A 12377-nucleotide genomic window follows, 5' to 3' on the forward strand; every position below is an offset into this window, starting at 1 on the left:
TCCTTGAACCACGCCGCCCGATGAGCGGCGAATGAGGACTGTAATGAGCAAGACTAACGCTGAACTGATGGCCCGTCGTACCGCAGCTGTTCCACGTGGTGTCGGCCAGATTCACCCGATCTTCGCTGAGTCGGCGAAGAACGCCACCGTGACGGACGTTGAAGGTCGCGAATTCATCGACTTCGCCGGCGGCATCGCGGTACTGAACACCGGCCACGTGCACCCGAAAATCATCGCCGCCGTGACCGAACAGCTGAACAAGCTGACCCACACCTGCTTCCAGGTGCTGGCTTACGAGCCGTACGTTGAGCTGTGCGAGAAAATCAACGCCAAGGTGCCAGGTGATTTCGCCAAGAAAACCCTGCTGGTCACCACCGGTTCCGAAGCCGTTGAAAACGCCGTGAAAATCGCCCGTGCCGCCACTGGCCGCGCTGGCGTGATCGCCTTCACCGGCGCTTACCACGGTCGCACCATGATGACCCTGGGCCTGACCGGTAAAGTCGTGCCGTACTCGGCCGGCATGGGCCTGATGCCAGGCGGCATCTTCCGCGCGCTGTACCCGAACGAACTGCACGGCGTGAGCATCGATGATTCGATCGCTTCCATCGAACGCATCTTCAAGAACGACGCTGAGCCGAAAGACATCGCCGCGATCATCATCGAACCTGTGCAGGGTGAAGGGGGTTTCTACGTTGCGCCGAAAGAGTTCATGAAGCGTCTGCGTGCCCTGTGCGACCAGCACGGCATCCTGCTGATCGCTGACGAAGTACAGACTGGCGCTGGCCGTACCGGCACCTTCTTCGCCATGGAGCAGATGGGCGTTTCTGCCGACTTGACCACCTTCGCCAAATCCATCGCAGGCGGCTTCCCGCTGGCCGGTGTGTGCGGCAAGGCCGAATACATGGACGCCATCGCCCCGGGTGGCCTGGGCGGCACTTACGCCGGTAGCCCGATCGCTTGCGCCGCTGCGCTGGCGGTGATGGAAGTGTTCGAAGAAGAGCAACTGCTGGACCGCTGCAAGGCTGTCGGCGAGCGTCTGGTTACTGGCTTGAAAGCTATCCAGGCCAAGTATCCGGTGATCGGCGAAGTCCGTGCTCTGGGCGCGATGATCGCGGTCGAGCTGTTCGAAAATGGCGACAGCCACAAGCCGAACGCCGCCGCTGTAGCGTCCGTTGTGGCCAAGGCGCGCGACAAGGGCCTGATCCTGCTGTCCTGCGGCACCTACGGCAACGTTCTGCGCGTCCTCGTACCGCTGACCTCGCCGGACGAGCAACTGGACAAAGGTCTGGCGATCATCGAAGAGTGCTTCTCGGAGCTGTAAGCCGCGCACTGTGTGATCGGATAGACAAAAGAACCCGCTTCGGCGGGTTTTTTTTCGCCCCGTGAACATATCAATTGCTTTAGCGCTGTATCGAATGGCCAGCATTGGCTAAGGTTCAGGCATTGCAAGGGAGAGCGCGCATGACTGCCGTTGATTTACCCGCCGTACCCCGAGTGCTGATTGCCGAGGCCGATCCGTGGTCCCGGGACCTGCTCAAACAAGTGCTCCTGAACGTGCGTTGCGATGCGCGGATAGACTTGTGCGCCGACGGGCAGCAAGCCCTGTCATTGCTCAGTGAAGTGCCGTATGACCTGGCGATCGTTGATTGGGAGTTGCCCGGCATCGATGGTTTGAGCGTGCTGCGCAGCGTGCGCCAGCGCAAACGCAACCCGCCGTTGCCGTTCATCCTGATGAGCAGCCGTAACGACAGCGCCAGCGTGCGCGAAGCGATTCCGTTGGCACCGACGGCCTATCTGACCAAACCACTGAACATGGAAAGCCTGACCGAGCGTTTGCAGGGTTTGCTGCTGAATGCCGGTGAAGAGGTTTTCTGTGACGTACCGGCATTGGCGCCGGGCATGACCTTGTCGGTGTTTCTCGAGCGACGTCGTGAGCAGGCTGACGGTGCGCCGTTGATGACCGATGTGCAGGTGGCGGTGAAGCGCAGCCTCAACCCCAATGGCCTCGATCTGAAGCTGTTGGAAGATGAGATCAAGACCGACCCACAAATCACGGCGGTGCTGATCGCTGCGGCCAACAGCGCGGCGCAGCACCATGGCGCGCCGGTGCAGACACTGGCGCAAGCCCTGCATCGGTTGGGCACCGGGCAGAGCATGAACCTGATTCTGGGGCTGGCACTCAAGCGCAGCGCAAGGCTCAGTGATCCGTGTCTGGCGGACTATGCCGAACGTTACTGGGGGTTGTCGCTGCACACCGCTGAATATGCGCGCACCCTCGCGCGGCTGCTCGATCTCGATCAGGAGCGCTGTTACTGCGCGGGTATGCTGCATCGCTTGGGCGATCTGGCGTTGCTGCGTTGTCTGCAGGAATGGCAGCAGGCGGGTGGTGAGCTGGATGAACTGGAGGAAGTCGGCGAGGCGTTGGCCGAGTTTGGCGCGGCTTATGGTTCGGCGTTGCGTACCCGATGGCGATTGCCGCTGGAATTGCGGGAGCTGATTGCGTCGGTGTACCAACTCGGCGGCGGGGTGTATTCCCGTGAGGCGCTGGTGATGAACATGGCGGCGCAGATGGCCCGCTTGACCGAGCATGAGGGCGTTGAGGAGTTGGCGAAGAGCCGCACGGCGCGGTTGCTGAAGATCGGGCTGCCGGAGTTGATGCGGATGCGCAAATAACCTGACTCACCCACATTCCAAATGTGGGAGCGAGCCTGCTCGCGAAGGCGGAGTGTCATTCAGCACATCATTGTCTGATACGACGCTTTCGCGAGCAGGCTCGCTCCCACAGTGGGTTTGTGTTGAGGCGGGAGGACGGGGGTCAGGCAGAGATAATGCGGTTCTTGCCCTGTCGCTTGGCCTCATACATCGCCGCATCCGCGCGGGCGAACAGGCTGTCGAGGCTGTCGTCTGTCTCGTTCAGACTGGTCAACCCCTGGCTGACGGTGATACCGAACGTCTGGCCATCATGGCTGAAACTCAACCGCTGAATCTCCTGCTGCAGCCGTTCCGCCACTTGCATGGCCATGTCCGGCGCACAACCGGGAAATACCGCTGCAAACTCTTCGCCGCCAATCCGCCCGAACAGATCCCCTCGACGTAATGACCCGCGCCCGCACTCGGCAATCCGCTGCAACACGTTGTCGCCTTCGGGATGACCGTAGGTGTCGTTGATCATTTTGAAGTCATCGATATCCAGCAGCAGAAAGGCCATTTGTGCGCCCTGTACACGCGCTACTTCGAACTCGCGATTGGCGCACTCGAAGAAGTGCCGGCGATTGCTGCTTTGTGTCAGCACGTCGGTAGTCGCCAAACGGTGCAGCTCGGTTTCCATCTGCTTCTTGTCGGTGATGTCCTCGGCGATGCCGACGATGATTACCGGCTGACCGGGCTCGTCCTGACGATTGATGAAGCATTTGTCGCTGAGCCAGCGCACCTGGCCGTCGGCGGCGATAATCCGGTATTCGCGATCTTCCACCGCGCCTTTGTGCAGGACTTCGGCAAGGCTGCGTTCGGCGTATTCCAGGTCGTCGGGGTAGATGCTGTCGCGCCACTGGTTGTAGTCGGCGAGTAGCAGGCCTGCAGAGCGGCCGAAAATCCGTTCGTAGGCGGGGCTGACGTACAGCACCTGCCGGGTTTCCCAGTTGAAGGCCCAGAGCACGGCGTTGACGCTGACCAGCAAGGAGCTGAACAGCTGTTCGCGTTCGCTCAAGCGGGCGACCTCGCCTTGGGCGTGCATCAACGCCATCAGGGTTTGCGCGGCCTCGGGCCACTGCGGGAAGGATGAGTCTTTTTGATTGTTGTTGACCATCGGCACAGATCTCAAAGGACGTGCCGCAATTCGACAACGGCCACAGTACAGCCCGCCGGGATGGCGAAGTGTCTTTGAGATAGGCGATTTTTAGCGAAGTTCCGAAGGGTGCACCCGGGAGCCGGGTGCACCGATCAACGGTCTCAGACCGCTGCAGGACGCAACGAGTAGGTTTTCAACTGATCAGCAAATTCGCGCAGGGACTGGATGCCGCTGGCTTCTGCCTCGTGAATCCACTCTTTGATGGCCGCGAGCATGTCGTGGCCATTTGCGCTGGTCTTGACCCAGATCTGCTGCAGTGCCAAGCGTTTTTCGTAAATTACCTTCAATGCCTGGCTGTGCTCGAGCATGGTCTGGATGCGCAAGTGATGGCGATCTTCCAGCAGGCTAGTCTCCCGCGACAACAAACGCTTGGCGCGGTGGAACTGGTGGCGCACCGAATGATCGACCTTGGCCAGCTCTTGCTTGACCAGCGGGCCGATCACCAATTTGCGGTACTGGGCCATGATCTGAAAGCGGTTGTTGAGGATGGCCATGGCGGTGTCCATGTCCAGATTGCCCTTGCCTTCAACGCGGTGGGCGATCGGCGCCACGCGCTGAACCTTGGCCAGACGCAGGAAGCAGAAGACTTTGATCCACGCCCAACCGAGGTCGAACTCCCACTTCTTCACCGATAGCTTGGCCGAGTTAGGGTAGGTGTGATGGTTGTTGTGCAGTTCTTCGCCGCCGATCAGGATGCCCCAAGGCACCAGATTGGTCGCCGCATCGCGGCATTCGAAGTTGCGATAGCCGACGGCATGGCCCAGGCCATTGATCACGCCAGCGGCCCACACCGGGATCCACATCATCTGGATCGCCCAGATGGTGATGCCGATGGTGCCGAACAGCAGCAGGTCGATAACGCCCATGATCGCCACGCCCAACAGCGGGTAGCGGCTGTAGACGTTGCGTTCGATCCAGTCTTCGGGGCAGTTCTTGCCGTAGATGCGCAGGGTTTCCGGGTTCTGCGCTTCGGCACGATACAGCTCGGCGCCGGTGCGAAGTACGGTGGAAAGGCCTTTGATGACCGGGCTGTGCGGGTCATCTTCGGTTTCGCACTTGGCGTGATGCTTACGGTGGATGGCGGTCCACTCGCGGGTGTTCTGCGCCGTGGTCAGCCACAGCCAGAAACGGAAAAAGTGCTTCAGGCCAGCATTCAGCTCCAGCGAGCGATGGGCCGAGTAACGGTGCAGATAGACCGTGACGGCAACAATCGTCACGTGGGTCATCAGCAGGGTGACCGCGACCAGAGACCAGGCCGACAAGCCAAGAAAACCTTCGTACCACATAGGCTATAGGGCCCTCGATAAATATAAAAACAGCCGTTGCATTATCACCAAGCACACAGATAAAACCAGTCGCCCTTTCAGATAAGAGTCGCTGGATGTTTCTTGACCTATAATTCCAACCTTTTTGTAGGGACATGGACAGCCGAATGCGTGCCACTTACCGCGATGCTTTGCGTGCAGCGCTGCTCTATCTCGTGCTTGCCGCTGTCTGGCTGCAAGGTACTGATCATTTATTAAACAATTTCTTCGATAACTCCGTCGATCTTGCCCGATGGCAACTGATCAACGGTTACGTTTTAGCGGCGTTCAGCGCCGGGCTGATTTTCCTGGCGCGGGCGCGCTTGTGCGAGTTTCTCGGAATCGGTGCGCGGTTGCGCGAGCGCCACGCCGATCGCGAACGCCTGCGTCAAGCGGCGGCCGTCTTCGATTGCACCCGCGAAGGGGTGTTGGTCAGCAACCACCAAGGGTTGATCGTGCACGTCAATCGCGCGTTCATCGAGATCACCGGTTATCAGCGTGAAGAAGTCCTCGGGCAGCAGCCGAGCCTGTTCAAGTCCGGCCATCATCCGCCGGGTTTCTACCAAGCGATGTTCGCCACCCTGGAGTCGCAGGGCGAGTGGAGCGGCGAGATCTGGAACCGGCGTAAAAGCGGCGAGATTTATCCACAGTGGCAAACCATCCGGGTCATTCACGATGATCAGGGCCGGCTCAGCCATTACGTTGCGGTGTTTTCCGATATCAGCGCCATCAAGGATTCCGAGCATGAACTCAAACACTTGGCGCACCACGATCCACTGACCGATCTGCCCAATCGCCTGCTGTTCAGCGACCGCGCCGAACAGGCGCTGGCTTCGGCGCAGATCCACAAGCGCGGCTGCGCGTTACTGATGCTTGATCTCGATCATTTCAAAATGATCAACGACAGCCTTGGCCATAACGTCGGCGATCGCTTGCTCAAGGCAGTAGCGGCGCGCCTGCAAGAACTGTTTGGCCCCGGTATTACCCTGGCGCGCCTGGGCGGCGACGAGTTCGCGGTGTTGGCAGAGAGTTGTCCACAGCCGGTGCAGGCAGCGGCGCTGGCGCAACGGATTCTCGATGCGCTGAAGGAGCCGTTCAGCATTGATGGCAATCAGTTGTTCATCAACGCCAGTCTCGGCATCAGCCTGTTCCCCAGCGACGCGCTAAGCGCCGAGCAACTGTTGCGCAATGCCGATGCGGCGCTGTTCAAGGCCAAGAGCAGCGGCCGCAACGGTTATGCCTTGTACACCGAAGAACTGACCGCCCACGCCCAGCAACGTGTGGAGATCGCATTCGAGCTGCGCCGGGCGCTGGAGCAGCAGGAACTGCGGGTTTACTACCAACCGGTGCATGACTTGAAAACCAGTCGCTTGATTGGCGTTGAAGCGCTGGTCCGCTGGCAGCATCCGTTGCGTGGTCTGGTGTCGCCGGCGGAGTTCATCCCGATTGCCGAGCGCACCGGGCTGATCGCCGAAATTGACGCGTGGGTTATGCAGCAGGCGTGTCGACAGATGTGCCAGTGGCAGCAGGCCGGGATCGTGCTGTCGTTTGTCGCGGTGAATGTTTCGTCACGATTGTTCGCCCGGCGCGAGTTGTACCAGCAGGTGGCGCAGGTGCTGCACGACACCGGACTGGATCCGGCATATCTGGAGCTGGAAGTCACTGAAAGCGCAGTGATGGATGATCCGGAAGTGGCGCTGGAGCAGATGCACCGTTTGCGCGAGTTGGGTATTCGCCTGGCCATTGATGATTTCGGCACGGGTTACTCGTCACTGCTGCGACTCAAGCGCTTGCCGGTGCAGAAGCTGAAGATCGATCAGGGATTCGTTGCCGGGTTGCCGTGGGATGAGGATGACGTGGCGATTGTCCGGGTGATCATCGCGCTGGCCCGAAGCATGGGCATGCAGGTGCATGCCGAGGGCATCGAGCAGGTTGAGCAGGCGGCGTTTCTGCTTGAGCAGGAGTGTGATCTGGGGCAGGGCTATTGGTTTGGGCGACCGGCTCCGGCGCACGAGATAGATTGGGTGAGAACTCCGGTGATTAGCTAAGACAGGGGCAAACTTGTTCCTGCGCTCAGCAAAGGGGCGCTCTGCGTCGGCCCAAAATCGCAGCGCAGAGCGCCGCCGGCTGCATTCCTTTGCTGCGCGTGGGAACGATCAGTTTTTCAGTTATATAAACATTCTTAAATAGTCTTTTTAAGAATATCCGCGCCTCTCTTATATTGCTCCCACGCCGAACGCAGTGCCGCCCACTGCCAGGCAAATCCCATTCAAAGGAGCAGCACCATGAGCGCATCCCTTCGCAGCGTTGACGGTCAGGACGAAACCACCATCTTGCGTGAAATCCAGAGCGCCCTGCGCGATCTGCGTTTCGGCGCGGTGGAGATCACTGTGCACAACGCCCAGGTTGTACAGATCGAACGCAAAGAGAAATTCCGTTTGCAGCAACCGGGCAAACAACCGGGCTAAAAGATCGCAGCCTGCGGCAGCTCCTACAGGGGGCTGTGCGTAGGAGCTGTCGAAGGCTGCGATCTTTGAACCGACAACACGATTCCCGAAATACATAAGAAAAAGCCACCACCCAGAATTCCAGGAGCTTTCACCATGTCGTCGATTCGCCGTTACGCTTTGGCCGCCCTGGCCAGTGCTGTGTTTGCCGGTTCCGCCGTTGCCAAGGATTACGAACTGCTCAACGTGTCGTATGACCCGACGCGCGAGCTGTATCAGGACTACAACGCTGAATTCATCAAGTTCTGGCAGAAAGATCACGCCGGCGACACCGTGAAAATCCAGCAATCCCACGGTGGTTCGGGCAAGCAGGGCCGTGCGGTGATCGACGGTCTGCGCGCTGACGTCGTGACCCTGGCCTTGGCTGGCGACATCGACGAAATCGCCAAACTCGGCAAGACCCTGCCCGCCGACTGGCAGAAGCGTCTGCCGGAAGCGAGCACGCCGTACACCTCGACCATCGTCTTCTTGGTGCGCAAGGGCAACCCGAAAGGCATCAAGGACTGGGGCGATCTGGTCAAGAACGACGTCTCGGTGATCACCCCGAACCCGAAAACCTCCGGCGGCGCCCGCTGGAACTTCCTCGCCGCCTGGGCCTACGGCCTGAAAGCCAACGGCGGTGACGAAGCCAAAGCCAAAGAATACGTACAGACCCTGTTCAAGCACGTGCCGATTCTCGACACCGGTGCACGCGGTTCGACCATCACCTTCGTCAACAACGGTCAGGGTGACGTGTTGCTGGCCTGGGAAAACGAAGCATTCCTGGCGCTGAAAGAAGATGGCGGCGCTGACAAGTTCGACATCGTCGTGCCTTCGCTGTCGATCCTCGCCGAGCCGCCAGTGGCCGTGGTCGACAAGAACGCCGAGAAGAAAGGCAACGAGCAGATCGCCGAAGCTTATCTGAAGCACCTGTACAGCCCGGCCGGCCAGGAAATTGCCGCGAAGAACTTCTACCGTCCGCGTGATAAGGACGTTGCTGCCAAGTACGCTCAGCAGTTCCCGAAACTGGAACTGGTGACCATCGACAAGGACTTCGGCGGCTGGAAAACCGCGCAGCCGAAATTCTTCAACGACGGTGGCGTGTTCGACCAGATTTATCAGGCGCAGTAATCTGACCCACAACGAGCCTACTGTTTAGGCACACCACATGTGGGAGCGACGGTGCGACGATTCGACCTGCTCGCGAAGGCTGTATTTCAGGCGACAGGGATGTTGACTGATACTCCCTCTTCGCGAGCAGGTCGAATCGTCGCACCGTCGCTCCCACATTGATGCGTTTTTAACCAAGGACTTTTATGTCGCGTCGTATCTCCCCCGTCATACCCGGCTTCGGGCTGACGCTGGGCTACACCTTGGTGTACCTCAGCCTGATTGTGCTTATCCCGCTGGCGGCGATGTTCGTCCACGCCGCGCAACTCACCTGGGATCAGTTCTGGACGATCATCTCCGCACCACGGGTGCTGGCCGCGTTGAAGCTGAGCTTCGGCACCGCGCTGTGTGCCGCGATCATCAACGGCATCATCGGTACGTTGCTGGCGTGGGTGCTGGTGCGCTACACCTTCCCGGGGCGCAAGGTGATCGACGCGATGATCGATCTGCCGTTCGCCCTGCCGACAGCGGTGGCCGGTATCGCGCTGACCGCGCTGTATGCGCCGGCCGGTCTGGTCGGGCAATTCGCCGCTGACCTCGGTTTCAAGATTGCCTATACCCCGCTGGGTATCACGTTGGCGCTGACCTTCGTCACTCTGCCGTTTGTGGTGCGTACCGTGCAGCCGGTGCTGGCCGACATTCCCCGTGAAGTCGAGGAAGCCGCCGCGTGCCTCGGTGCTAAACCCTTGCAGGTGTTCCGCCACATCCTCGTTCCCGCATTGTTGCCCGCTTGGCTGACCGGTTTTGCCCTGGCCTTCGCCCGTGGCGTCGGTGAGTACGGTTCGGTGATTTTCATCGCCGGCAACATGCCGATGAAAACCGAGATCCTGCCGCTGCTGATCATGGTCAAACTCGACCAATACGATTACACCGGCGCTACCGCCATCGGCGTGCTGATGCTGGTGGTTTCCTTCGTCCTGTTGCTGCTGATCAACTTGCTGCAGCGGCGCATCGAAACCCCATAAGGAGGCGCGAACCATGTCCCAATCGTCTATTGCGGCCGCCTCTTCGGCCAACGCTGCACGCCGTGGCAGCGCCACTTCGCGCAGAATCCTGATCGGCCTTGGCTGGCTGGTCTTTTTCCTGTTTCTGTTGCTGCCGTTATTCATCGTGGTATCGCAGGGTTTGAAGAATGGCCTCGGCGCATTTTTCACCGCGATCTTTGAGCCGGATGCGCTTTCGGCGCTGAAACTCACCGTATTCGCCGTGCTGATTTCGGTACCGCTGAACCTGGTGTTCGGGGTCAGCGCCGCGTGGTGCGTGAGTAAATACTCGTTCCGCGGCAAGAGCATGCTGGTGACCCTGATCGACCTGCCGTTCTCGGTATCGCCGGTAATCGCCGGTCTGGTCTACGTGCTGATGTTCGGCGCACAAGGCTTGTTCGGGCCGTGGCTGCAGGATCACGACATCCAGATTGTCTTCGCCCTGCCGGGCATCGTACTGGCGACGATTTTCGTCACCGTGCCGTTCGTCGCTCGTGAGCTGATTCCACTGATGCAGGAACAAGGCACGCAGGAAGAGGAGGCCGCGCGTCTGCTAGGTGCCAATGGCTGGCAGATGTTCTGGCATGTCACTGTGCCGAACATCAAGTGGGGCCTGATCTATGGCGTGGTGCTATGTACCGCGCGGGCCATGGGTGAATTCGGTGCGGTGTCGGTGGTCTCCGGGCACATTCGCGGGGTGACCAACACCTTGCCGCTGCACGTCGAGATCCTCTACAACGAATACAACCACGTGGCCGCGTTCGCCGTGGCGAGCCTGTTGCTGATCCTGGCGCTCTTCATCCTGCTGCTCAAGCAGTGGAGCGAAAACCGTATCAACCGCCTGCGCGCCAGCGCCGCGGAGGAATAATTCATGTCGATCGAAGTGCGTAACGTCAGCAAGAATTTCAATGCGTTCAAGGCGCTGGACAACATCAGCCTGGACATCCACAGCGGTGAACTGGTCGCATTGCTCGGCCCGTCGGGCTGCGGCAAAACCACGTTGCTGCGGATTATCGCCGGCTTGGAAACCCCGGATAACGGCAACATTGTCTTCCACGGCGAAGACGTCTCCGGCCACGACGTGCGTGATCGCAACGTCGGTTTCGTGTTCCAGCACTACGCCTTGTTCCGTCACATGACCGTGTTCGATAACGTCGCGTTCGGTTTGCGCATGAAACCGAAAAACCAGCGTCCGAACGAAAGCCAGATCGCGGTCAAGGTGCATGAGCTGCTGAACATGGTGCAGCTGGACTGGCTGTCGGATCGTTATCCGGAGCAGTTGTCCGGCGGTCAGCGTCAGCGTATTGCTTTGGCCCGCGCACTGGCGGTGGAGCCGAAAGTGCTGCTGCTGGATGAGCCGTTCGGCGCCCTCGATGCCAAGGTGCGTAAGGAGCTGCGTCGCTGGCTCGCCCGCCTGCACGAAGACATCAACCTGACCTCGGTATTCGTGACCCACGACCAGGAAGAAGCGATGGAAGTCGCTGACCGCATCGTGGTGATGAACAAGGGTGTGATCGAGCAGATCGGCTCACCGGGCGACGTCTACGAAAACCCGGCCAGCGATTTCGTTTATCACTTCCTCGGCGATTCGAACCGCTTGCTGTTGAGCGACGACAACCACGTGCTGTTCCGCCCGCATGAGGTGTCGCTGTCCAAACATGAGCTGGAAGATCACCACGCTGCTGAGGTGCGTGACATTCGGCCGTTGGGCGCGACCACGCGGGTGACGCTTAAGGTCGAAGGGCAGACGGATCTGATCGAGGCCGAAGTGGTGAAAGACCACGACAGCCTGATCGGCTTGGCCAAGGGTGAAACTCTGTTCTTCAAGCCGAAGGTCTGGCAGAAAGTCGCCAGCCTTTAACTGATCGTTCCCACGCTCTGCGTGGGAATGCATCCCGTGACGCTCCGCGTCACAGTGGACGCGGAGCGTCCATGGCGGCGTTCCCACGCAGAGCGTGGGAACGAGCAGGGTTGAAGTCTAGATTGCCGCACGATTCGGATTAACTCGTACCACCCCCGCCCGCGCCTCGATCTGCTCTTTCAATTCATGCCGCATGCCGAGCATGAACGCCACCTCGGCCACGACAAACAACGGCCCGACAATCAGCCCCGAGACATCATCGACAAACGCCGGTTTGCGCCCTTCATAGTGATGCCCGACAAACTGGATCACCCAGCCGACCACAAACATCGCCAGACCACTGCTCAGCCAGACCATGGTGCTCTGCTGCGCCAGCACATGCCCGGCCCAGACTGACAGCCCCATCAGCAGCGTCATCAGCACCCCGAACTTCACCTCCAGACGCAGATAAAACCACGCCGAGGCCAGCGCCACGACAACGGCTGGAGATATCCACAAGCCGCCCAGCGACCATTCTGGCCGCGACAACAAAACCGCCACCGCCACCACGATCAGCGGAATGCCGATAAAGTGGCTGGCGATATTACGCGGATCACGGTGGTAGGCGGCGTATTGACTCAGATGGTCGACGAGGCTTTTCATTGTTGTTCCTCCGGTAGGGTTGATCGCATCATCCCTCGGGATCAGGGTTCGCTCTGTCAGGCAGGCGACAATCCAGGAGTGTTT

At 59.7% G+C, this 12377-nt stretch carries 11 protein-coding genes; 8 read left to right on the plus strand and 3 right to left on the minus strand.

Annotated features, from left to right (window positions below; genetic code table 11):
* Positions 1-43: 43 nt before the first annotated feature.
* A complete protein-coding gene (gabT, locus tag CKW26_RS00185) occupies positions 44-1321 on the plus strand; it encodes a 4-aminobutyrate--2-oxoglutarate transaminase (protein WP_095047049.1) in 1278 nt (425 codons plus the stop codon).
* Between the two features lie 140 nt (positions 1322-1461).
* Positions 1462-2673, plus strand: a complete 1212-nt coding sequence (locus CKW26_RS00190; RefSeq protein WP_095047050.1) for a response regulator — start codon at positions 1462-1464, stop codon at positions 2671-2673.
* 142 nt (positions 2674-2815) lie between these two features.
* On the opposite strand, the gene CKW26_RS00195 is transcribed toward CKW26_RS00190, so the two are convergent.
* Both CKW26_RS00195 and desA read right to left on the minus strand, forming a co-directional pair.
* A complete protein-coding gene (locus CKW26_RS00195) occupies positions 2816-3805 on the minus strand; it encodes a sensor domain-containing diguanylate cyclase (RefSeq protein WP_095047051.1) in 990 nt (329 codons plus the stop codon).
* 143 nt (positions 3806-3948) lie between these two features.
* Complete coding sequence (desA, locus tag CKW26_RS00200) at positions 3949-5133, minus strand: delta-9 fatty acid desaturase DesA (RefSeq protein WP_034151820.1); 1185 nt, start codon at positions 5131-5133, stop codon at positions 3949-3951.
* A gap of 146 nt (positions 5134-5279) precedes the next feature.
* Here desA and dibA point away from each other — a divergent pair, with 146 nt between their 5' ends.
* The 6 genes from dibA (at position 5280) to CKW26_RS00230 (ending at position 11651) form a co-directional block, all read left to right on the plus strand.
* The gene (gene dibA, locus CKW26_RS00205; protein ID WP_095047052.1) at positions 5280-7199 is read left to right on the plus strand and encodes a phosphodiesterase DibA; all 1920 of its coding nucleotides are present in this window, start codon (positions 5280-5282) and stop codon (positions 7197-7199) included.
* A 237-nt stretch (positions 7200-7436) separates the two neighbouring features.
* Positions 7437-7619, plus strand: a complete 183-nt coding sequence (gene oscA / locus CKW26_RS00210) for a sulfur starvation response protein OscA (RefSeq protein WP_034151822.1) — start codon at positions 7437-7439, stop codon at positions 7617-7619.
* A 135-nt stretch (positions 7620-7754) separates the two neighbouring features.
* Entirely contained in the window at positions 7755-8768 is a 1014-nt protein-coding gene (locus CKW26_RS00215; protein WP_034151823.1) for a sulfate ABC transporter substrate-binding protein, read from the plus strand.
* A gap of 185 nt (positions 8769-8953) precedes the next feature.
* Positions 8954-9772: a sulfate ABC transporter permease subunit CysT gene (gene cysT / locus CKW26_RS00220; RefSeq protein ID WP_038367238.1), complete on the plus strand. Its 819-nt coding sequence runs from the start codon at positions 8954-8956 to the stop codon at positions 9770-9772.
* 13 nt (positions 9773-9785) lie between these two features.
* A complete protein-coding gene (gene cysW / locus CKW26_RS00225; protein ID WP_038367233.1) occupies positions 9786-10658 on the plus strand; it encodes a sulfate ABC transporter permease subunit CysW in 873 nt (290 codons plus the stop codon).
* 3 nt (positions 10659-10661) lie between these two features.
* Complete coding sequence (locus CKW26_RS00230) at positions 10662-11651, plus strand: sulfate/molybdate ABC transporter ATP-binding protein (RefSeq protein ID WP_034151825.1); 990 nt, start codon at positions 10662-10664, stop codon at positions 11649-11651.
* Between the two features lie 117 nt (positions 11652-11768).
* Here the strand turns inward: CKW26_RS00230 and CKW26_RS00235 are convergent, their stop codons facing one another.
* Entirely contained in the window at positions 11769-12293 is a 525-nt protein-coding gene (locus tag CKW26_RS00235) for a DUF962 domain-containing protein (RefSeq protein WP_095047053.1), read from the minus strand.
* Positions 12294-12377 lie beyond the last annotated feature (84 nt).

Source organism: Pseudomonas sp. Irchel s3h9 (assembly GCF_900187475.1).
Taxonomy (GTDB): domain Bacteria; phylum Pseudomonadota; class Gammaproteobacteria; order Pseudomonadales; family Pseudomonadaceae; genus Aquipseudomonas; species Aquipseudomonas neuropathica.

Bases quoted from the DNA above. Each gene is read 5' to 3' on its own strand.
- dibA (WP_095047052.1), top strand. From the start codon at position 5,280: ATGCGTGCCACTTACCGCGATGCTTTGCGTGCAGCGCTGCTCTATCTC.
- gabT (WP_095047049.1), top strand. From the start codon at position 44: ATGAGCAAGACTAACGCTGAACTGATGGCCCGTCGTACCGCAGCTGTT.
- CKW26_RS00215 (WP_034151823.1), top strand. From the start codon at position 7,755: ATGTCGTCGATTCGCCGTTACGCTTTGGCCGCCCTGGCCAGTGCTGTG.
- desA (WP_034151820.1), bottom strand. From the start codon at position 5,133: ATGTGGTACGAAGGTTTTCTTGGCTTGTCGGCCTGGTCTCTGGTCGCG.
- CKW26_RS00195 (WP_095047051.1), bottom strand. From the start codon at position 3,805: ATGGTCAACAACAATCAAAAAGACTCATCCTTCCCGCAGTGGCCCGAG.
- cysW (WP_038367233.1), top strand. From the start codon at position 9,786: ATGTCCCAATCGTCTATTGCGGCCGCCTCTTCGGCCAACGCTGCACGC.
- cysT (WP_038367238.1), top strand. From the start codon at position 8,954: ATGTCGCGTCGTATCTCCCCCGTCATACCCGGCTTCGGGCTGACGCTG.
- oscA (WP_034151822.1), top strand. From the start codon at position 7,437: ATGAGCGCATCCCTTCGCAGCGTTGACGGTCAGGACGAAACCACCATC.
- CKW26_RS00190 (WP_095047050.1), top strand. From the start codon at position 1,462: ATGACTGCCGTTGATTTACCCGCCGTACCCCGAGTGCTGATTGCCGAG.
- CKW26_RS00235 (WP_095047053.1), bottom strand. From the start codon at position 12,293: ATGAAAAGCCTCGTCGACCATCTGAGTCAATACGCCGCCTACCACCGT.
- CKW26_RS00230 (WP_034151825.1), top strand. From the start codon at position 10,662: ATGTCGATCGAAGTGCGTAACGTCAGCAAGAATTTCAATGCGTTCAAG.